Origin of the sequence: Pseudoteredinibacter isoporae, from assembly GCF_011602085.1 — a bacterium.
In the GTDB taxonomy this organism is placed as follows: Bacteria; Pseudomonadota; Gammaproteobacteria; order Pseudomonadales; family Cellvibrionaceae; genus Pseudoteredinibacter; species Pseudoteredinibacter isoporae.
The window spans coordinates 1,134,307-1,155,404 of the sequence record NZ_JAAONY010000002.1 but is presented as its reverse complement, the minus strand read 5'-3'; the positions used below and the strand labels follow the sequence as shown (position 1 = coordinate 1,155,404).

Genomic DNA, 21,098 nt, shown 5'->3' with positions numbered 1-21,098 from the left:
TTAATTAGGGTGACAATATGAATTATGACCAGTGGGTCGTCGGTGAAGACGGCCTCTCGGCCAGCCATGCCTGTGGCTGGAGCATTCGCGTTGAGGGGAATCCAGCCAGTCCTTCCGAAGTTTGTCCAGGCTCTGTTCCAAGAGATCTGGATGCATTGGAGCAAGCACGCTTGTTGCGCCACGGCCTGGATGCTATCGCCAAAGCGGCGAAGCAAAGCAAACCCAGTTCGGCGGCGGTTGCGGCTAAAAAAGCGGCGGAAAAATACGCCAGCGATCCCAATCGCACACGCAAGCCAACTTTATCGCTTAAGCGAAAACCCTAATAAGCTAATCGATGTTCAGCTGGCCTGCCAGCTGCATCTGGGTTTTGTGGTTGTCCATCAGTGTCAGCAGGCGGTCAAATCGTTCGCTGACTGCCGTCAAGGAATCATAGCCTTCATCGCTGACATAAGTCGCGCCATTAACCAGGGCGGCTAATATGCTGCTGACGTTGTCCATAGCGGTGAAGATTTCCTTGGTGGTGCCGGCATTGCGGAAGACGCGATAACGACTGACTTGCTGCAGGTAGTCGTCACATTCCTTCAACCATTCCTTGCGCTGAACCAGAAACTTTCGGGTGTTGTACATTCCACCGCGATGCAGATCCGATAACTGGTTTTCCCGATAACGACGCAGCGATTTGGCAGCAGTGGTCAGAAACTGACTGCTGACATCTCGACAATATCGTTTGTTGAGATAGGAAGGGTAACGTACATTAAGCCGCTCTTCTGCCTGTGCGCGTTTACAGCTTTCATCGCAGGCATAGCTGGGGGAACTCCCCAAACTTAAAAGAAGCATCATCAGTGCGCCGGTAAAGCGCAGGGTGTAAGCCTTCAACATTGTGCTGGCCTTTTTATTATTTTCTTTCTAATTATGGTCGCATGGCAATATCCGCGCCATGCCTGGGGTTTATGCTGAGCATTCCCCCAAGTACTCCCGTGAAAAATCGTTTTTAAAGACTTTTGACGTGACAGTCAAGAACTTGTGAACTGCTACTTTCGTCTGGCCGACAAAAGGTGATCTTGTTCACACTTAATGCCTTTTTACTAAAAATTACGGTTCAAAAGTAGAACTGCATCACTTAAATTGGATCGGCTCGACGTCCGCCGAACCAGTCCAGCAGGCTGGGTGTCAGTCGGGCGAATTCGGCACTCAACAGTGAAAAGTCGGCATCGAAACGGGCAATTGGGTCGGCGTCACCGGCTTCTTCGCCTTCGTTAATCAGCTTATCCGAGAACTTCAGGCGTTTCAGACTGAGATCGTCTCCCAGCATCATCTGCACGCTGTCCTGCCAGTTCAGGGCCAGTTTGACCACTTGTTTGCCCGCATCCAGGTGCTGGCTGATTTCATCGCTGAGCAGGTCCTGATTCTTGCAGCGGAGAATGCTGCCTTCCTCGCCAAATTCTCTCAGTTCGCATTCATTGCCCAGCACAATATCATGGGGAACGTCTTCCGCCCTCAGCCACTGGCTCATGATGACGGCGGGGGATTCCTGTACCTGGGGCAGCGTTAGCGGCAGGCTGCCGATGGTTTCACGCAGCAGATTGATGAGGGCTTCGGCCTTGCCGTGGCTGCTGGCATCGATATAGAGCCAGTGATTGCGGGTATCGATAAAGGCGAAGGTGCGCTGCGAGCGAGTAAACGCCTGGGGCAGGCAATCATGGACAATATCCTCTTTCATACTCTGCTGTTCTTTGCGATACACCTTGCGGTCTTCACGTGCTTCAATGAGTTGAACCTTTTCCAGCAGTTTGTCTTTGATGACCGCCGCCGGGAGGATTTTTTCCTCTTTGCGGGCACAGATCATAAAACAGCCATTGCTCCAGTGTTGCAGTTGTTCATGTTCCTGGCCCAATGGGGATACCCAACCGTATTTGCTGGGTTCGCGCTTGCCGCAGGGACTGAATTTCTGCTTTTCGAGTTGGCTGGCGAGGCTGTCCTCATCCCAGTTAAGATCTTCGCTCAGGCGATAAAATAGACAATTTTTAAACCACATAAAGACCTCAAATGAAAAGCGATTGAGCCACTCGGCTTCGGAAAAAGCGCGACATTATGGAGGAAAATGAAGGGGGGTGCCAGAGCTGCAAGAAGGCATTTTAACGATGTATTTCTGCAGCTCTGAAGAGACTGTACTCGTCCTAGAAAAAGCCCGCAGCCTGCAATGGGGACAGTTTGCTAAAGGCGGTGTTGGCGATTAGAAAGAAAATCAGGATTGCACAGGTGGCAGCAATGGCTCTCAGGAAAACGGGAAAATGATGCTTGAGGGCAACAACGCCAAAGCCAATGTACAAAAACAGCATGAACACTTTGCTCAGGAGCCAGGGCTGGTTGTGGGGGGAGAGTTGTAAAACAATCACCAGACCTATGGCGCTCAGCAATAAAAAAGTATCAACAATATGCGGGCTGATTTTCACCCAGCGCTTTTGCAGCATGTCGGAACCACGCAGGGACCAGAATGCACGGAGCATAAAGCCGCAAATGCTGATCAGGGCCAGGGTCATATGAAGGTGTTTTAATGCGGGATACATGCTGCTCACGGTCAATCCTTTTTGTATGTTTTATGGTTTTGATCGTGCTTGAGTTTATCGCATTCGAAGCTTCACGCCAGCGCTTTTTGGATCAGGCCCAGCTCTTGTTCACCCAAAGACAGCCCCAGTGCGGTTTGCTGAGCGTTGTCGGACATTTTTCGCCAGGTTTTCTGCACAATGCTGATGATTTTTTCTTCGCTGTGAGACTTGGCGAAATCAGCAAAGTAGTACTGTAAAAAGACCAGGCAGGCGACATCTTCAAGGGTTTGGGTGTCAGGGTCCTGTTTGAGCTTTTGTTTCCGCAAAATACTTTTGGCTTTTTCGACATCCGCATCGTTGTAATCGAAATCGCTCATGATCTTTCCACACAACTCGGCATGATGCGCGCCTAATTCCCTGCGCCAGCGTAAATAGCCGGGGCGATCCATGGGATAGTCACTGCGAGGGATATGCCAACGCTGAATGTGCTGGGCACGCACCGCTATTTGCAAAACTTCATTGGCTTCAGGCTGGAAGTTGTTGAGCACCTGGCTCATACGCTGCCCATAGAGAAGGCAGGCTGCCTGCATCTGGCCTTTTTCATCCATTTCCTGTTTTGGATCTTGGGCGTTTACTTCATCGATGGCTGCCAGGCATTGCTTTAAGGGCATTACTGCAACTCCATCGCTTCCAGCAGGCATTGTTGAAGCTTGCCGAGTTGAACCTTAGCGGGTTTCTTGCCTTCTTCCAACTTGGCATTGGCGGTCACTTCTTTAGCGCTGGCTCTTTGCAGTTGACGCAATTGCTGGCGATCTCCGTGATAAAACTCGGAGAGAAAATCTTCAATCACGGAAGGGCCTTCCTGGCTGATTCGTTCAGCCCATTCGATGGATTGCTGGCGCAGTATCTGGTGGCGTTGACCCTGGGTGCGAATTTTTTCAATGGCCTGATGGATGGGCTCCATATCGAGATTGCGCATCAATTTACCGATGTACTGAATTTGCCGGCGTCGGGCTTCGCGGCTTTTCAGGCGTCGCGCCAGGACGATGGCTTCACTCAGTTCATCGGTCAGGGGAATATTGGCCAACTGGTTTTTGCTCATATCCACCAGAAATTCACCCATTTCCTGGAGCTCATGGGTTTCACGTTTTATCTGGCTACGGCTGATGATTTCCGTTTCTTCTTCATTGGAGTAGCTGTCGAAATCTTCTTTACTCATGGTGTTTTCAATATCTGTTTGTTGCGTGATGTCGGGCTATTGAGCGTTGAGCCTCAATAAGCGCTAGGCATAAAAATACGTGGCGAGACCGAGGAAGGCGAAGAAGCCTACCACATCAGTGACGGTTGTGAGTGCCACGCTGCCGGCCAAAGCCGGGTCAATTTTCATGGCTCGCAGTAACACGGGCAGCAGAGCACCCATGGTGGCTGCGGTTAATAAGTTAATGACCATGGCGGCCGCGATAATTATGGCCAGATTGATATCCTGAAACCAGTAGGCCGCAATGCCACCCATGACAAGCGCCCAGATAAAGCCATTAATCAGGCCTACGGTCGCTTCTTTCGATAATAAATAACCCAGGTTGTGGCGACCTACCTGACTCAGGGCCATACCGCGAATGACCACGGTGAGTGTCTGGCTGCCAGCAACCCCTCCCATACTTGCCACGATGGGCATAAGTACCGCGAGGGCGACGACTTTGTCGATGGTGTCCTGAAAAATGCTGATCACCGCGGATGCGGTAATTGCCGTGATCAGGTTGACACCCAGCCAGATGGCTCGTCGAGGTGTGGTGCGCATAACAGGGGCAAAGGTGTCTTCCTCTTCGTCCAGGCCCGCCATGCTCATCAGGGAGTGGTCGGCGTCTTCCCGAATCACGTCAACCACATCATCAATAGTAATACGGCCTACGACTTTGCCATCTTCGTCCACTACCGGTGCAGATACCCAGTCATTGCGCTCAAACAGATTAGCCACTTCGGTATCCGGCAGTTGCGCATCGATGGGTTCAGCATCGGTGCTCATGACTTCGCGCACGGTAATGCTGGGGTCGGTCGTCAACAGCTTTGACAGGGGCAGCAGGCCCAGGAATTCGTCCTTGCGATTGACCACAATCAGGTTGTCGGTCGATGCGGGCAACTCATCATGGCGACGCAAGTAGCGCAGAACCACATCAAGGGTGAAGCGGGGCCGCACGGTGATCGTATCGGTGTCCATCATCCCGCCCGCTGTGTCCTCGTCGTAGGACAGCACGGTTTCAATGCGCTGGCGGTCTTGTTCGCCCATCGCTTTCAGGACTTCTTTAATCACCCGGTCGGGCAATTGTTGCAGAATATCCGCGACGTCGTCGGCATCCATACCTTCGGTAATGTGGGCAACCTCCTGGGCGTCCATTCGGCGCAGGAACTGGGCCTGAATATCGTCGGGCAGCTCTTGAAGGATGTCACCTTCTTTTTCCTTGTCGACCAGGCGCCAGAGCGCACGTCGTGAAGGCGGTGGGGAGGATTCCAGCAGGTGGGCGATTTCCACAGGCGACAGACCGTTAAGCATGCGTTTGACCTGCTTAAAGGTACCGCTGTCCAGGGCCTCGTACAGCTCGCCGAGCTGGGCCTGGGTTTGGATATGGAGTTCGTCTGAATTCGCCTGCATGTCGCGCTCCGCCGTCACTGGGGCCAATAAGTGGCCGAATCAGTAGGGTGCCAGTGTGTGAGCCGCATTTTAACTCAGAAAAACCGATTGGGCATCAAGCACTTAGCCTGACTTTATAATAGCCTTTATTCAATGGCCAGGTCGCCCGGGTTGGGGGTTTTGTTTTTGGGGCTCAGTCGTTTCGCAATTCCCGGTGGCGTAATTGCACATTGCCAAAGCGAGGTTCGAAACGCTTATACAACTGCTCGGTGATGTACACGGAACGATGTTGTCCACCGGTGCAGCCAATCCCGATGGTCATATAACTGCGATTGTCGTCGGCAAACTTGGGAAGCCAGCGTTGCAGATAACTTTCCAGGTCATCCAGCATATCGACAACGTCCTGATGGCTGGACAGGAATTCCGCGACGGCGGGATCCTGGCCGGTAAGTGGTCGTAGGCTGTTGTTCCAGTGGGGATTTGGCAGGCAGCGAACGTCGAAGACCAGATCACAGTCGGTCGCGGGGCCATGCTTGAATCCAAAAGACTGGAACAGCACTGCCATGCCCGGGGCTTCCCTCCCAGCGACGCGTTGTTTAACCATGTCCCGAAGCTGGTGCAGGGACAGGTGGCTGGAATCGATGGTCAGGTCCGCGATGGAGGCTATCGGTGAAAGCAGTTCGCTCTCCTGGTCGATTGCCGCGCGCAGATCGATTTGATCGTTGCTCAGCGGATGCTTACGGCGGGTTTCGCTGAAGCGCTTGAGCAGCGTGCCTTCGTCGGCATCAAAGTACAGCAGCTGGCAATCCAGGCCTTGTTGGCGCAAGGCCAGTACGAAATCCGGAAATTCCTTTAAGTCGGCGTGATCGTTGCGGGCATCAATGCTGACCGCATAGGCGCTGTCGCTTTTGTCTCCATGACTGCGAACCTGGCGGATGAGAGTGGGGAGTAAGCTTGCAGGTAAATTATCGATACAGGTAAAACCCACATCTTCAAGTACATGAAGTGCGGTACTCTTACCCGAGCCGGAACGTCCACTGATAATGAGCAGGCGCATACAAATCCCTATTGCTGATGGTTTCTGGCTGCTTTTTTGCAGCAGCTTTTCAGTGCAACTATAGCTGATTCGATAGGGGGCTGTGTTAAGTTTTTAAGATTTTTTTGACAACTTTTTAGACACCCCTCCGGGTGGAGGGGTGTCAATGAGATCACTTAGCGGTGGGCGCGAATCTTTTCCTTATGTTTGATCAGTTGTCGATCAAGCTTGTCAGAAAGCTGATCAATAGCGGTGTACATGTCTTCGGAAGAGGCATCGGCAAAAAGGTCTTTACCGCTCACATGGATAGTGGCTTCGGCTTTTTGGATCAATTTGTCGACAGAGAGGATAACGTTAGTGCTGGTTATTCGGTCGTGGTGCCTGCTTAATTTCTCCAGCTTGTTATTGACATAATCATGCATGGCCTCGGTTACATCTACATGGTGGCCGCTGATATTGATTTGCATAGGCAGATCCTCGTGTCGTTGCGTGGATGTCGGTTTAGCCGACGTTAAAACATAATCACAAGATCTTTTTCTTGAGTCTAACAAGTTAGACAACAAAGGTCTTGCAGATTATCCCTTAACTTGATGCGAATCATAAAAAAGTTTTACACCAAACGTTTGCGTTCATTGGATGGTGGAATATTTAATGACTCGCGATATTTTGCAATGGTTCTTCGTGCGACTTTAATGCCTTGTTCCTCAAGAAGCTGAGTGATTTTGTTGTCACTTAGAGGCTTCTTCGGATTCTCAGCAGCGACCAGCTTTTTAATGATGGCGCGTATCGCTGTTGAAGAACATTCTCCGCCCGAGCTGGTGGCAACATGGCTGGAGAAAAAATATTTCAGTTCAAAAATGCCCTGGGGAGTGTGCATAAATTTCTGTGTGGTCACCCGGGAAATTGTAGATTCATGCATATCAACCTCATCGGCGATGTCGTGCAGAATCATGGGCTTCATGGCTTCTGGACCGTAGTCCAGAAAACCCTGTTGCTTTTCAACAATGCAGCTGGCTACTTTAAGCAGTGTTTCATTACGGCTTTGCAGACTTTTCAAAAACCAGCGCGCTTCCTGCAAGTTGTCACGCAAAAAAGTATTTTCACTGCTGCTGTCCGCACGTTTAATTAACGAGGCATAGCTGTCGTTAATTCGAATTTTGGGCGCAATCTCGGGGTTGAGCTGCACCATCCAGCGGCCTTCCTGTTTGCTGACAAATACATCGGGAACAACGTATTCCGCAGTGCTGGCACTGATACTGTCGCCTGGGCTGGGATTCAACGATTGGATAATTTCGATCACGTGTTTCAGCTCGGCTTCTTTTAGCTTCGCTTTTTTCATGATGGTTTTGTAGTCGCGGTTGCCCAGCAATGCGATATGTTCGCTGACGACGGTTTTTGCCGCTTCAAGGTAAGGCAGATCAGCGGGCAGCTGACGCAATTGAATCAGCAGACAGTCGGCGAGGTTTTCACCGGCAACACCGGGTGGATCAAATTGTTGGACGCGATGCAAAACGGCGAGCACTTCATCAATTTCCAGTTCGCTGTCGTCTTCGTTGAGTTGATCGCCCAAGCCCTGGAAAATTTCTTCGGCATTGCTGTCGAGCAAACCATTGGGTTGCACGGCGTCAATAATCGCCATGGCGATCACACGATCGCGATCTTCCATTGGGGTCAGATTTAATTGCCACAAGAGATGATCCTGCAAACTTTCGCCGACACTGCGGCGTGATTCGAAATCATTTTCTTCATCGGGGGCAGGTGCCGAGCTGGCCGGGCCGCTGCTCTGGTACACCGCGTCCCAATCGGTATCGACGGGCAGATCCTGAGGAATGGATTCATTCCATTCGCCTTCGCTATCGCTTTCCTGGGGGGCGCTGTCTTCGGAACTGCCGACGCTCAAATCCTCTGGGCCCTGGCTCAAGCCCTCGGCTTCGGGCGTGGTGTCATTTTCCGCTGTGTTGTTGTCGCCAGTTTCGTTACTCGCTTGCTCTTCGCTGTTACCGTCTGCTTCACCTTCATTGATTTCCAGCATTGGGTTGGATTCCAGGGCTTCCTGAATCTCTTGCTGTAAGTCGAGTGTCGAGAGCTGTAACAGGCGTATGGCTTGTTGCAGCTGCGGGGTCATGGTGAGCTGCTGGCCGAGCTTGAGTTGGAGCGACTGCTTCATTGAAACTTCTTGAGTCCTTAGCTCTGGAGAGCATTGTGGCCCGGCGCCGTGCTTGCGGCGATAAAGACCGATAAGGCGAATGCTTTCAGGCTATCGAACCTTGAAACTTTTTACAAGCAAAAATTATGCCGTTTTAGGCGTTTTTGATTATAAAGATGGAAGGCTTAAGAAGGAGTTTTGATAACTCGAAAATAAACAGCAGGAGGGCACGATACGTGTTGGCAGCTAACGGCAAATTTGGCTGACATACTGCGGCTTTGTTCTTTTGAGTTTAGTTTATGGCGACAAATTTTCAAGCGCTTTTTGGGGGTGTTTTTTCGCTTGACTGGAAAGTAAACGTTTTGTTCGGGATATGATTTGTTCGGTGCGGTTGTGAGGAGTGGGGCGACAAGAGCGGTAATGCTCTTGTCGATGTTCGGTTTGAAACGGTATCGCTTGAGTCGGGCTGGGGCAGGGGGAGTTTACAAGCTGAAGGTTTCGCCGAGATACACTTTGCGAACCTTGGCGTTGTTCAGAACTTCGCTCGGGCTGCCGGAGGCAATGATGCCACCCTGGTTAACAATGTAGGCGGTCTCGCAAATATCCAGCGTTTCACGCACATTGTGGTCAGTGATCAGAACGCCGATGCCGCGGCTTTTCAAATGACTGATAATGCTTTTAATGTCGCTTACGGAGATCGGATCGACGCCAGCGAAAGGTTCGTCAAGCAGAATAAAATCGGGTTCGGTTGCCAGTGCGCGAGCGATTTCTACACGGCGGCGCTCACCTCCGGACAAGGCCATGCCCAGGCTATCGTGGATGTGGGTGATATTGAATTCCTGCAGTAGGCCTTCGAGCTTCTGAAGCTGTTGCTCCCGATTCAGATCCTTGCGGGTTTCCAGAATTGACCAGATGTTTTCGCTGACGGTCAGTTTGCGAAAAACCGAGGCTTCCTGGGGGAGATAGCCAATGCCTGCTTTGGCGCGCTTGTCGATGGGCAGCATTGTCAGGTCGCGTTGATCAATGCAGACCTTGCCTTTATCTGCATTCACCAAGCCTGCGATCATGTAGAAACAAGTGGTTTTACCGGCGCCATTGGGGCCCAGCAAGCCGACGATTTGTCCGCTTTCTACGCTCAGTGAAACATCGCGGACGACAGCGCGCCCCTTATAGCTTTTGGCCAAATTGGCCGCTGAAAGTACCGGCATAAATGAGCTTATTGTTTTTCGCGATTGAGTTGTTTGGCTGGAATAACCACCTGAATGCGGCTATTGGGTTTGTTGTCGCCTTTATTTCCCTGGCCGGTAGCGGTGGCCATGGAAGCGCGCACATCGTAATCGATGCGATGGCCTTTCATGGTGGCGCCATCTTGCAGAAGGTAGGCGTTGTCGAGCAGGTGCAGGGTTTCTTTGCCTACCAGATACTCAATGGTATCAGCTTTAGCAATCACCAGATCTTTCTCGGCATCAGGTTGCTGTTGATACTGGGCTTGGCCTTTTTTACCTTTGGCGACGATACGGCTGACCTTTTTCGCCTGATTGAAAATGGTCACTTTGTCGGCCAGAATCTTCATGCTGCCCTGATTGATAATGACATTACCCTCATAAATCGTGATGCCTTTATTCTTGTCGACTTCAGCTTGGTCGGCATCGACATAAATAGGTTGGCGGGCATCTTCTGGCAGGGCCCAGGCGCTCAGGCTGGTTGTCAGGCCAAAAGCCATTACCAGCAGCAGTCGGTTGAGCTTACTGTTCAAATTCATGTACACCTCTTACGCGCTGTTTCAGGCGTAATGTTTCTTTGTTGAGATCGGCCTCCAGGCCAATAGCTTTGATAACGTGACCGCTATTATTGATGATAACAGCTTTGTCAGTTTCTACGTAATTTCGCTTTGTATGTATGACGAGTTCGTCAGTGTTTAGTTCATTGCGTTGACCGTCGTCATCTTCCTGCCAGCCTTGAACATCGTCAGTCAGGATGATTTGGCTGCCATCCGAGTTACTGCGACCGGTTTTTGCACGGAGATGCCAGGGTTTTCGCCCCTGAGTATGCAAGGTAATTTCCGGCGAGGTGATATCAGCATGATCGCTGTCCTGTTGGCGACCGGGGGTTGCCTGATAGTGCACCACTTTCGCCGCTTTGATTTCATAGTCCAGGTGGCCGGTCTTATCAAAGTGCTGGCTGTGGCTGTTAATCATGTAGGCCGCTGGAAACTCGGGTTTGCTGGTTTCTTTCGCGCCGGTCAACAGTGCAGGAGGTGATTCCCAGAAAACCAGAAACAGCACCGTCAGGGCGATTAACAGCAGCAGTGATATCCAATGCTTGGGCATCTGCGAAACCTTGCTTACAGATACGGAGCCAGCGCGGCGTCGAAGCTGCCCTGGCATTGCATGATAAAATCACAGGCTTCACGTACGGCGCCTTCGCCGCCACGTCGCTCGCTTTGCCAGATAGCGTGTTCGGCAACCACCGGATGCGCATTAGCCGGTGCCATGCCCAAACCCACGCGGCGAATCAACGGCAGGTCCGGGTAGTCATCGCCCATATAGGCGATTTCAGAGAACGTTATATCAAGCTGGTGCTCGGCAATCAGCTCGTTCAGTGCGGTGAGTTTGTCTTCCCGGCCCTGCTTCAGGATTTCGATACCAAGGTTGTTGGCGCGATTCTGAACCAGCTGGCTACTGCGGCCTGTAATGATGCCGACCTTCACCCCCGAAGCTTGCAGCATTTTAATCCCCTGGCCATCCAGGGTGCTGAAGGATTTAAATTCACTGCCATCGTTGCCAAAGTACAGTCGTCCATCACTCAAAACGCCATCAACATCCAGCACCAGCAGCTTAATGGCTTTGGCGGCGTCATTGGCAGGTAAGGTTTGTGGCATGTGTTCCAATTCCTCGGCTGAGATCTTCTGGCTCGGTGCTTATACGAGACCGGCTTTCAACAGGTCGTGCATATGCAGCAGGCCCACAGGTTGCTGCTGATCATCTTCAACAACCAGAGCGGTAATTTTCTTTGCATCCATCAGGCCCAGCGCTTCAGCGGCAAGTCGGTTTTGGCTGATGGTTAAGGGTTTGGCTGTCATCACGTCAATCATGGTGGCGGTATTAAAATCGATACCTTGATCCAGACTTCGGCGTAAATCGCCATCGGTGAACACGCCCAGTAATTCCTGTCCATCCATTACCGTGGTCATGCCGAAGCCCTTGGCGGTCATTTCCATTAGAGCTTCGCTGATCAGTGCGGTTTTTTCGACGCGGGGCAGTTCGTTACCGCTGTGCATAATGTCTTCGACTTTCAGCAGAAGCTTGCGACCCAATGCACCGCCGGGGTGTGAGAATGCAAAATCTTTGGCGGTAAATCCGCGGGCTTCCAGAAGGGCAACTGCCAATGCATCACCCATCGCCAGTGTGGCGGTGGTGCTGCAGGTGGGTGCCAGGTTCAATGGGCAGGCTTCCTGCTCAATGCTGATATCCAGGTGGGCGTGGGCGGCCTTGGCGAGCGGCGACTGGTTCTGTCCGGTCATGCTGATCAATGGGTTGCCCATACGCTTAAGCAATGGCAGCAGGGTAATGACTTCGGCGGAAGAGCCGGAGTTGGAAATGGCGATAACCACATCGTCTTGGGTGATCATGCCGAGGTCGCCGTGGCTGGCTTCGCCGGGGTGAACAAAAAAGGCCGGTGTGCCGGTGCTGGCCAGGGTGGCGGCAATTTTACCGCCGATATGGCCGGATTTTCCCATGCCGGTGACGATGACTCGATGCTGGCAATTGAGGATCATCTCGCAGGCTTTGGCAAACTCGCCATCAATGCGCTCGCCCAGCGCTTTTACCGCTTGGGCTTCAAGCTCAATGGTGCGTTTTCCCGCTTCGATTAAGGTGTCACTCATTCCCGTACCTAATTCCCGTACTTAAGATATCGCTGAAACAAAACCGCTATTATAACGACAACCCGCCGTCGCAGCAGCTCTTTGAGCGCGCGCGACGGCGGCAGTTCCTTTAAAGAAAGTTTAAGCTGCTGTGATTAAAAGGCGCCCGTGGCGAACAGCCAGTAATAATAGGCGCCGTACAGACTCAAAAAGATTGCACCGATGCTGCGGCCGACCCGATTTTCTGGCGTTGAGGAGCGCAGGCTCCAGGCAATGGCCAGCGCCAGCAGGCCAGTAATGAGGGCCATGGCCAGGTAGTCCCGACTCAGCAATTCCGGGCTGATGTCAATGCTTGATATCAGTGCCGGGGTTGACATCACGGCGAGGATATTAAACAGATTGGAGCCGATGATGTTGCCGATGGCAATGTCGTGGTGTCCCTTCAGGGCGCTCACAATTGAGGCGGCCAGTTCGGGCAGGCTGGTGCCAACGGCGAGTAGTGTCAGACCAATAATCAATGGGCTGACGCCGAAGTCGAGGGCGATTTGTTCGGCGCCCCAGACTAGTACTTTGGAGCTGGCGATCAGCAAAACCAGGCCAACGGAAAACCACAGGGCAGCGGCTTTATTGCTCAGGTCCGGGATTTCCTCTTCTTCCTCGGCTTTCTCCGCCGGGCTCATTTCCTTCTGTTGGCGCTGGGACATGATGTAAATGAGCGGAATGATCGAGATCAGCATAAGGGCAGCTTCCCAAACCGCAATGTGCAGATCCCACAGCACAAGGCCTGCCACAGCCGTCACGCCCAGCAGAAACAACATTTCGTTGGTGATCAGGTGTTTTTGGGTAGGTAGCGGGGCGACGAGAGCCGTCACCCCCAGCACCAAGCCGATATTGGCCAGATTGGAGCCTACGGCGTTACCAATAGCCATATCCCCGATGCCATTGAGTGCGGCATTAATAGCCACAAGGATTTCAGGGGCAGAGGTGCCGAAGGAAACGATGGTCAAACCGATGATGAGCTTGGACACTCCGAGATTACTCGCGGCTGCGGCACTGCCGGCAACAAATCGGTCGGCACTCCATACCAGTACGGCAAGTCCGCCAATTACGGCAATCCAGGCAAGTAATAAATCGGGCATTATCGTTTATATCCTCAATCGGGCAGGGTCTGTAGAACGGGGGCGGATGGTATAGCGCCGCAGAGTCGGCTTCAAGTCAGAACTGTTGGCTGAGTAATAAATGCCCATGAAAAGCCTTTGTTTGTGTCGTGGCTACAGGATTTTAGACGGTAGCTGTTCCAAAATGGGAACCAAGAGTTTAGCCAATAGTCATATTGGCAGCGATATTATGGTTATAATGACGCCGCCCACGGTTCTCATGCGCTATTAGCATAGGTGGTTTTGTGGGCAAAACCCAGAAACACAGTAAAGGCAAAATAAGATGATACGTGCTCTGCAAGTAGTTTGGATTGGTGTATTGGCAATCTGCAGTAGTTTTTCCGTTCAGGCGGCCGAGAGTCCAGCCCATGATTTGGTTCGCGATGTGAGCCAGCAAGTAGAGACACTGTTAGCGGATTATCGCGCTGGCAAATTAGAGGGTGATGACGCTTTGAATAAAGGCGTTGCCGATATCCTTGAGCCGGTTGTCAGCTTCAAACGTATTGCTGCAGGTGTTATGGGCAGCCATCGCAAGACCGCCAGCAAAGAGCAGAAGGCCGCGTTTCTCAAAAAATTCAAAACTGAGCTGATCAGCACCTATGCCAAGGGCATGGTGGGCTTAGGTGAGTTCAGCATTACGGTGATCGATCCGACTGAAGACCTGAGTGGCAAGCGTCGCGTGTCTGTCCTTCAGGATGCAGTCACTGATAAGGGTAAAACCCGTATCGCCTACACCATGGCTCAGTCCCGTAAAACCAAAGAGTGGAAGCTGATTAATGTGGTTCTGGACGGCGTAAATATGGGCAAAACCTTTGCCGGTCAGTTCGACGACGCCATGAAGCGCCACAATCAGGATCTGGATGCTGTGATCGCCAATTGGGGCGCTGACGAAGCGGCCTGAAAAAAGTCCTGATCCCGCCGGCTCAATCCCAAAAACAGGTGAAATATAGCCGCGCATTCATTACACTAGCGGGTTTTTACAGGGGCCCGCTATGCAAGCCGAAGAAATCAAAGCGCTGATCGAATCTCAGCTATCAGACTGCCAAGCTGCCGTGGAAGTACAGGGCAGCCACATCGCTCTCGCTATTGTTAGTCCAGACTTTGAAGGGCTCAGCAAGGTAAAACGACAGCAAAAGGTCAATGCCATCTTGTTTGATGCCATCACCAGTGGTGCGATCCACGCTATCGATCGCATCGATGCCCGCGCCCCTTCGGAAATTTAAGCCTTAACCCGCTGGGTTAAGCCCTAAGATGTTTTGCAGGTTTCCAGCAATGGGCCTGAGAGTTTGGACACACTATGGATAAATTAATCGTTAATAGCAGTGAACCGCTGGATGGTGACATCCGTATCAGCGGTGCAAAGAATGCCGGCCTGCCGATTTTGGCGGCGACCTTGCTGGCCGATGGCCCGATGCATATTTGCAATCTGCCCCACCTGAACGACATTACCACCATGCTGGCTTTGCTGCGTTGTATGGGGGTGGGCGTCACCATCGATGAAAAGATGTGTGTTGAGGTGGATCCAAACTCCATCACCGATTACACCGCGCCTTATGATCTGGTGAAAACCATGCGCGCCTCGATTCTGGTGCTGGGTCCGATTCTGGCCCGTCACGGTGTGGCGAATGTCTCCTTCCCGGGCGGTTGTGCCATTGGTAGTCGTCCAGTGGATATTCACCTGCGTGGCCTGGAAGCCATGGGTGCCGAGATTGAAGTCAGTGACGGTTATATTCGCGCTCGCAGCAATGGCCGTTTGAAGGGTGCCCATATCTTTATGGACACCGTAACGGTTGGCGGTACAGAAAACCTGTTGATGGCTGCTGTGTTGGCCGATGGTAAAACCGTATTGGAAAACGCGGCGCGTGAACCCGAGGTGGTGGATCTGGCCAATTGCCTGATCGCCATGGGGGCGGACATCGAAGGCGTTGGCACTGATACTCTGGTGGTTCATGGTAAGGAGCGCCTGAACGGTTGCACCTTCCATGTGATGCCAGACCGAATTGAAACCGGCACCTTTTTGGTGGCGGCCGCCGCCAGCCGTGGTCGTGTGAAGTTGCGCGATACCCGTGCGGATATTCTGGAGTCGGTACTGCTCAAGCTGGAAGAGGCCGGTGCTCATCTCAGTTCAGGTGATGATTGGATCAGCCTGGATATGAAGGGCAACCGTCCCAAGGCTGTGAATCTGCGCACCGCGCCGTACCCTGCGTTTCCAACCGATATGCAAGCCCAGTTTACGGCTATGAATGCCGTCGCTGAGGGAACCGGTACGGTTGTTGAAACCATTTTTGAAAACCGTTTGATTCAGGTCCACGAACTGAACCGCATGGGCGCTGATATCAAACTGGAAGGCAATACCGCCATCGTAACTGGAGTAGAGCGCCTAAAAGGTGCACCGGTTATGGCCACTGATCTGCGTGCATCGGCGAGTCTGGTGATTGCCGGTTTGGTCGCAGGCGGCGAAACCCTGATTGATCGTATTTATCACATCGATCGTGGTTACGAATGTATTGAAGAAAAACTGCAACAGTTGGGCGCCAATATCAGGCGTGTACCCGACTGATCCTGGCTGGATAACCGGCCGGGGCAACCATAGCAAGCAAAGAAAAAATTATGTTAACCATAGCCCTGACCAAAGGTCGCATCCTTAAAGAAACCCTGCCTCTGCTGGCGAGTGCCGGCATTGAGCCAGCGGAAGACATCGCCAGCAGCCGCAAGCTGCAATTCGCCACCAACCAGAAAGACGTGCGCTTGCTGGTTCTGCGTGGTGTCGATGTTCCTACCTATGTACAGTTCGGCTCAGCCGATCTTGGCGTTGCCGGTAAAGACACCTTGATGGAATCTGGCAGCGACAATCTTTATGAACCCCTGGATCTGGGCATTGCCCGCTGTCGTTTGATGACGGCCGGCATTAAAGGTGTGCCGCCGAAGCAGGGTCGTATTAAAGTCGCCAGCAAATACGTCAACGTCGCAAAGCGTTATTACGCCGAGCAAGGTCGCCAGGTCGATATCATCAAGCTGTATGGCGGAATGGAATTGGCGCCCTTGATGGATCTGGCTGACGAGATTGTGGATATTGTTGATACGGGCAATACCCTGGTTGCCAACGGTCTGGAAGCGCGAGATCATATTGCCGACATCAGTTCGCGCATCATCGTGAACAAAGCTTCCATGAAAATGAAGCATCAAAAGATTGAAAACATACTGGATGCAATTGCCGACGTTCTGTAAGTCGGCTTTTCCGTTTCAGTGTTTCACGGCCTCTGCCATGATGATTGTCAGAGGCTGAGCTATAAGTCTGCGTGCTTGTTCTTTATGGGCGAACATTTCAGGCAGACCCAGTGATTTAACATCTGCAATTAAAAAGACACCACCATGAGCTGTGCGATAGCAAGACTAGATGCCAACAGTGCCGATTTTGATCGTGCCCTGGAAGCCTTACTGGCCTGGGATTCGGTTTCCGACCCGGCGGTTAATCAGGCGGTAGACGACATCATCGCGTCGGTAAAAGCCGACGGTGACAAGGCCGTTCTGCACTTTACTGAAAAGTTTGATCGTTTGAGTGCCCGCAGCTTTGATGAGCTTCGAGTTCCGGCTGCTCGATTACAACGTGCGCTCAAGGCGATCGATCCTGAGCAAAAGCGGGCGCTGGAAATTGCTGCTGAACGGATTCGTAGTTATCACGAGCATCAGCGCCAGGATTCCTGGCAGTATCGCGAAGCCGATGGCACTTTGTTAGGTCAGCAAATTACTCCCCTGGATCGCGTTGGTTTATATGTGCCGGGCGGCAAAGCCAGTTACCCATCATCGGTATTGATGAATGCCATCCCTGCGAAAGTGGCGGGTGTGCCCGAATTAATTATGACCACCCCCACGCCAGGTGGTGAGGTTAATGAAATGGTGTTGGCGGCAGCGGCAATTGCCGGTGTAGACGAAGTGATTTGCATCGGTGGTGCTCAGGCCGTTGCTGCTTTGGCCTACGGCACCGAAAGCCTGGGTAAAGTGGATAAAATTACCGGTCCGGGAAATATTTTTGTCGCCACTGCCAAGCGTGCGGTGTTCGGTCAGGTTGCGATTGATATGATCGCCGGTCCTTCTGAAATTTTGATTTACTGCGACGGTGGCACTAATCCTGATTGGATTGCGATGGATCTTTTTTCCCAGGCCGAACACGATGAGCAAGCCCAGTCGATTTTAATTTCTGAAGATGTGGACTTCTTGAATCGCGTGCAGGAAAGCATCGATCGTTTGTTGCCGGATCTGGAACGTGAAGCAATTGCGCGTGCATCTCTGGAAGGCCGGGGCGCACTCATTCAAGTGGCGAACCGAGAGCAGGCGGTGAGCATTATTAATCGCATTGCACCAGAGCATTTGGAACTTTCTGTCTCTGACCCGGAATCCATGTTGGCCGACATTCGCCATGCGGGCGCTATTTTTATGGGGCGTTACACCGCTGAAGCATTGGGTGATTATTGTGCCGGCCCGAACCATGTGTTGCCCACCTCCGGTACTGCACGTTTCTCATCACCGCTGGGTGTTTACGATTTCCAAAAACGCAGTTCACTGATTATGTGTTCCGCCGAAGGTGCTTCCACCTTGGGTAAGGTTGCCTCACCGCTTGCCCGTGGGGAATCACTGGAAGCGCATGCAAGATCGGCCGAATATCGCATCTTGCCGGAAGACTGAATGTGTTGAAGCGCCACTGTCGAACGAAAAACGACAGTGGCGCTCTTGTTTCTTTCCTTTGACGTTCTTCTTTGATGTTCTTTTGTTGGTCTTAACGAACGCCAGCTGCAAACTATCCCCATCCTCGTGATTTGTACTATAGTGATTACGACTTGAACGGCGTACCACATAAGTGACTTCATAGAGGAGTATCCAATGAAGCAGTTTACTCAAGGCGCAGTATATATCCTGGTTTTCCTGTTGAGCCTGACAGCCACTCATCTTAATGCCCAGGACAATAAAGACCGACTTGTTTGGGATCAGCAGGAAAATGTTGAGCAATTCTGGGATCGTTACATTGACTCACGAGGCGGGCTCAGCTGGGAGCGTTCAACGGATTATCCCGAGTACGACAAGGTCAAAGAGGGTGACACTTTTATGGTGGAGCTGGAGCAGGGCCCCTGTTTGATGGAATTCTTTCACAGCCGCTGGCGTCGAGCCAATGACGTTTGGCGTTGGGGAGAGGACATGAACAACTACGGCGGCTGTCCTTACGTCTTCGATTAAATCATTCTCTGCCGTCCAGTGTCGGGCAACTGAACCGCGTTAATGCTTGCATTATGCGACGCGAGTTCGGCTTGTCTCCAGGGAAGGTGGTTTGCTGTGCCAGAGGCGTTTCAGGCCTCTACTGCGGCGAATATTCCCGCCATTATATGATTATCCCCCCGTGATAATTTCGTTAGTTTTGCCTCTTACACTATGCCCGTCTTCATCATTAAAGCCCTGTGGCCCGGTGACGGCGAACCTTTATTACAACGTTAGATAGACACAATCCAGAGAGAGAAAGCTCATGAGTCAACATCAACGCTTATTGCGCGGCGCCGGTTTAGCAGTTGCGGCTGCAGGTTTAGCGGCCTGTGGTCATACCCAGACGACTGCTCAGACAAGCTCAGCTGCTGCTGAAAAAACCGACCTGATCCACTGTTACGGTGTGAACGTTTGTAAGGGTCACAATGATTGTAAAACCGCCAGCAATGCTTGTGCGGGTCACGGTTCCTGTAAAGCCCAGGGCTTTGTCGCGATGCCGACCAAATCCTGTGAAGATGCCGGCGGTAAAGCCAGCCGTGAGTGGGTAGGTGAGATTGCCCGTGCGGATTTAATTCACTGCTACGGTGTGAACATCTGTAAGGGTCACAACGATTGTAAAACCAAAGAAAACGCCTGTGCGGGCCATGCCACTTGTAAAGGCACCGGCTTTATCGAAGCGCCAGCCAAATCCTGTAAGGATATTGGCGGTACTGTCGGTAAGTAATCGACAGCATCGTGCTCCATTCTCCCTGAGTGGAGCACGACAGCTTGGGGTAAGCTGAAGGGTAGGAAGAACACGTGGAAAAACACAACGATCACAATCTCGGTTTTGGTTTAGGTTTGCGTACCGATCACTTTGAAGAGGTATTGCAAGGCCAGCCTGATGTCGACTGGTTTGAAGTGATCTCCGAGAATTTTATGGTGGGAGGCGGCAAGCCGCTTTACTACCTGCAAGCAATTCGCGAACAGTATCCGATTGTGATGCACGGTGTGTCCATGTCATTGGGGTCAACAGATCCATTGGATATGGATTATCTGAAACGCTTGAAGCATCTGGTCGATGAGGTGAAGCCATCCTGGATTTCAGATCATTTGTGCTGGTCCCAGCTTGGTGGCATCAACAGTCATGATCTGTTGCCCATGCCTTATACCGAAGAAGCCCTGCATCATATTGTCAGCAATATCCGGCAGGCTCAGGATTTTCTCGGTCAGCAAATGCTGATTGAAAACGTATCCAGTTATATCAGTTATAGCGAATCGGCTATGACAGAATGGGAATTTTATTCCGCAGTGGTGGAAGAGGCCGATTGCTTAATGTTGCTGGATATTAACAACATTTATGTCAGTGCCCGCAATCACCACTTTGATGCCGAACGTTATTTAAAAGGCATTAACCCGAAACGCGTGCGCCAGATGCATTTGGCCGGACACAGCGATTACGGGGATTACATTATCGATACCCATGATCATCCGGTGGTGGATTCGGTCTGGCAATTGTACGCCAAGGCGATTGAACGTTTTGGTCCGGTCAGCACCATGATTGAACGGGATGATGACATTCCGGCACTGGATGAATTAATTGCCGAATTGGATCAGGCCCGCGCAATCAGCGCTCGGGTTTTGGCTGGTGAAAAGAAGGCAGGTGTGGCTCATGGCTGATTTGCAGCAACGTCAGGCACAGATGATGGCTTACTTGCTCCACGGCGATAACCAGATTGCCGAGCACGTCACCTCAAATGAACGGATTGACGGCAATCAGCGTTTGGAAATTTACAGCAACGGTTATCGCTTGCGCCTGCAAGAAACACTGGCGGTAGATCACGATGTTTTAGCGTCTTATATGGGTGATGAGGCCTTTGCCAGCTTGTGCGAACGCTTTATCGAAGCGAGCCCGTCGAGACATAAATCTCTGCGTCATTTTGCCGACACCTTGCCTGAGTTTTTGGCCGAGCGCTATGGGGAATACCCGCAGTTAGCGGAGCTGGCTGCATTTGAGCGCGCATTGATGTTCAGTTTCGATGCGGAGGACAAAGCGCCTTTACCCGCTGATTTTTTACAGCGCCTGGCTCCGGAAGAGTGGCCGGCCTGTGAATTGAGTTGGCACCCGTCGCTGCATATTTTTGCCAGTGCGTATAACACAGTTCCGATTTGGCAGAGTTTAAAGCAGGAACAAGTGCCACCCGCTCCAGTGGAGCAAAAAAGTCTTTGGGCAATTTGGCGCAACGCGGAGCGCCTGACCCAGTTTCGTTCATTGCAGGGCAGCGAACACAGTTTGTTGCGGGCACTGGCGAACGGCGAGAATCTAAGCCATGCTTGTGAGCATTTGCTGGATTTTATGCCGGAAGAAGAAATACCCGGCTTTTTGCAAAGCAGTTTGCAAGGCTATATAGCCAGTGGAATGCTTTGTGCAGCCACAAAACGGAATATTTAAAATCCCTGAGGTGCCAGTTCTCTGGACCACAGCTACTAGGA

General features: G+C 51.8%; 25 protein-coding genes. 10 read left to right on the top strand and 15 right to left on the bottom strand.

Features of this window, described 5'->3' with window-relative positions; genetic code table 11:
• The first annotated feature begins 17 nt into the window (after positions 1-17).
• Entirely contained in the window at positions 18-323 is a 306-nt protein-coding gene (locus G8768_RS13650; RefSeq protein ID WP_166845820.1) for a hypothetical protein, read from the top strand.
• A 4-nt stretch (positions 324-327) separates the two neighbouring features.
• On the opposite strand, the gene G8768_RS13645 is transcribed toward G8768_RS13650, so the two are convergent.
• The 15 genes from G8768_RS13645 to G8768_RS13575 all read right to left on the bottom strand — a co-directional run bounded on the left by G8768_RS13645 (position 328) and on the right by G8768_RS13575 (position 13,358).
• Positions 328-879 (bottom strand): hypothetical protein, encoded by a 552-nt coding sequence (locus G8768_RS13645; protein ID WP_166845822.1) that lies wholly within the window; start codon positions 877-879, stop codon positions 328-330.
• A 241-nt stretch (positions 880-1,120) separates the two neighbouring features.
• Positions 1,121-2,035, bottom strand: coding sequence for a recombination-associated protein RdgC (gene rdgC / locus G8768_RS13640; RefSeq protein ID WP_166845824.1), 915 nt, complete (start codon positions 2,033-2,035; stop codon positions 1,121-1,123).
• 142 nt (positions 2,036-2,177) lie between these two features.
• Positions 2,178-2,567 (bottom strand): SirB2 family protein, encoded by a 390-nt coding sequence (locus G8768_RS13635; protein ID WP_166847480.1) that lies wholly within the window; start codon positions 2,565-2,567, stop codon positions 2,178-2,180.
• 71 nt (positions 2,568-2,638) lie between these two features.
• Complete coding sequence (locus G8768_RS13630; RefSeq protein ID WP_166845826.1) at positions 2,639-3,217, bottom strand: DUF4202 domain-containing protein; 579 nt, start codon at positions 3,215-3,217, stop codon at positions 2,639-2,641.
• Complete coding sequence (gene yjgA, locus G8768_RS13625) at positions 3,217-3,765, bottom strand: ribosome biogenesis factor YjgA (RefSeq protein ID WP_166845828.1); 549 nt, start codon at positions 3,763-3,765, stop codon at positions 3,217-3,219. The genes G8768_RS13630 and yjgA overlap by 1 nt, the downstream gene beginning before the upstream one ends.
• A 63-nt stretch (positions 3,766-3,828) precedes the next feature.
• Positions 3,829-5,193, bottom strand: a complete 1,365-nt coding sequence (mgtE, locus tag G8768_RS13620; protein WP_166845830.1) for a magnesium transporter — start codon at positions 5,191-5,193, stop codon at positions 3,829-3,831.
• A 172-nt stretch (positions 5,194-5,365) separates the two neighbouring features.
• Entirely contained in the window at positions 5,366-6,229 is an 864-nt protein-coding gene (gene rapZ, locus G8768_RS13615; RefSeq protein ID WP_166845832.1) for an RNase adapter RapZ, read from the bottom strand.
• A gap of 155 nt (positions 6,230-6,384) precedes the next feature.
• A complete protein-coding gene (gene hpf, locus G8768_RS13610) occupies positions 6,385-6,675 on the bottom strand; it encodes a ribosome hibernation-promoting factor, HPF/YfiA family (RefSeq protein ID WP_166845834.1) in 291 nt (96 codons plus the stop codon).
• A gap of 143 nt (positions 6,676-6,818) precedes the next feature.
• A complete protein-coding gene (locus G8768_RS13605) occupies positions 6,819-8,375 on the bottom strand; it encodes an RNA polymerase factor sigma-54 (protein WP_166845836.1) in 1,557 nt (518 codons plus the stop codon).
• Positions 8,376-8,836: 461 nt separating this feature from the next.
• Positions 8,837-9,562, bottom strand: a complete 726-nt coding sequence (gene lptB / locus G8768_RS13600) for an LPS export ABC transporter ATP-binding protein (protein WP_166845838.1) — start codon at positions 9,560-9,562, stop codon at positions 8,837-8,839.
• Between the two features lie 8 nt (positions 9,563-9,570).
• Entirely contained in the window at positions 9,571-10,116 is a 546-nt protein-coding gene (gene lptA, locus G8768_RS13595) for a lipopolysaccharide transport periplasmic protein LptA (protein WP_166845840.1), read from the bottom strand.
• Positions 10,100-10,684, bottom strand: coding sequence for an LPS export ABC transporter periplasmic protein LptC (gene lptC / locus G8768_RS13590; protein ID WP_166845842.1), 585 nt, complete (start codon positions 10,682-10,684; stop codon positions 10,100-10,102). The genes lptA and lptC overlap by 17 nt, the downstream gene beginning before the upstream one ends.
• Positions 10,685-10,698: 14 nt before the next feature.
• On the bottom strand, positions 10,699-11,235 hold the full coding sequence (locus tag G8768_RS13585; protein ID WP_166845845.1) for a KdsC family phosphatase: 537 nt from the start codon (positions 11,233-11,235) through the stop codon (positions 10,699-10,701).
• Positions 11,236-11,274: 39 nt separating this feature from the next.
• Positions 11,275-12,240, bottom strand: a complete 966-nt coding sequence (locus G8768_RS13580; protein ID WP_166845847.1) for a KpsF/GutQ family sugar-phosphate isomerase — start codon at positions 12,238-12,240, stop codon at positions 11,275-11,277.
• A gap of 134 nt (positions 12,241-12,374) precedes the next feature.
• Entirely contained in the window at positions 12,375-13,358 is a 984-nt protein-coding gene (locus tag G8768_RS13575; RefSeq protein WP_166845849.1) for a calcium/sodium antiporter, read from the bottom strand.
• Between the two features lie 301 nt (positions 13,359-13,659).
• Between G8768_RS13575 and G8768_RS13570 the strand changes: the two genes are divergently transcribed.
• The 9 genes from G8768_RS13570 to G8768_RS13530 all read left to right on the top strand — a co-directional run bounded on the left by G8768_RS13570 (position 13,660) and on the right by G8768_RS13530 (position 21,057).
• Complete coding sequence (locus G8768_RS13570) at positions 13,660-14,277, top strand: MlaC/ttg2D family ABC transporter substrate-binding protein (RefSeq protein ID WP_166845851.1); 618 nt, start codon at positions 13,660-13,662, stop codon at positions 14,275-14,277.
• 91 nt (positions 14,278-14,368) lie between these two features.
• Positions 14,369-14,599 (top strand): BolA family protein, encoded by a 231-nt coding sequence (locus G8768_RS13565; RefSeq protein ID WP_166845853.1) that lies wholly within the window; start codon positions 14,369-14,371, stop codon positions 14,597-14,599.
• A gap of 74 nt (positions 14,600-14,673) precedes the next feature.
• A complete protein-coding gene (gene murA / locus G8768_RS13560; protein ID WP_166845855.1) occupies positions 14,674-15,936 on the top strand; it encodes a UDP-N-acetylglucosamine 1-carboxyvinyltransferase in 1,263 nt (420 codons plus the stop codon).
• Between the two features lie 50 nt (positions 15,937-15,986).
• Positions 15,987-16,604, top strand: a complete 618-nt coding sequence (gene hisG / locus G8768_RS13555) for an ATP phosphoribosyltransferase (RefSeq protein ID WP_166845857.1) — start codon at positions 15,987-15,989, stop codon at positions 16,602-16,604.
• A 144-nt stretch (positions 16,605-16,748) separates the two neighbouring features.
• The gene (gene hisD, locus G8768_RS13550; protein ID WP_166845859.1) at positions 16,749-18,059 is read left to right on the top strand and encodes a histidinol dehydrogenase; all 1,311 of its coding nucleotides are present in this window, start codon (positions 16,749-16,751) and stop codon (positions 18,057-18,059) included.
• Between the two features lie 195 nt (positions 18,060-18,254).
• On the top strand, positions 18,255-18,605 hold the full coding sequence (locus G8768_RS13545) for a hypothetical protein (protein ID WP_166845861.1): 351 nt from the start codon (positions 18,255-18,257) through the stop codon (positions 18,603-18,605).
• A gap of 283 nt (positions 18,606-18,888) precedes the next feature.
• Positions 18,889-19,350 carry a BufA2 family periplasmic bufferin-type metallophore gene (bufA2, locus tag G8768_RS13540; protein WP_166845863.1) on the top strand — a complete coding sequence of 154 codons (462 nt, stop codon included), beginning with the start codon at positions 18,889-18,891 and terminating at the stop codon, positions 19,348-19,350.
• Between the two features lie 74 nt (positions 19,351-19,424).
• Positions 19,425-20,285, top strand: coding sequence for an MNIO family bufferin maturase (gene bufB, locus G8768_RS13535; protein WP_166845865.1), 861 nt, complete (start codon positions 19,425-19,427; stop codon positions 20,283-20,285).
• Positions 20,278-21,057, top strand: coding sequence for an HvfC/BufC N-terminal domain-containing protein (locus tag G8768_RS13530; RefSeq protein WP_166845867.1), 780 nt, complete (start codon positions 20,278-20,280; stop codon positions 21,055-21,057). Before bufB ends, G8768_RS13530 begins: the two co-directional genes overlap by 8 nt.
• The last annotated feature ends 41 nt before the right edge of the window (positions 21,058-21,098 follow it).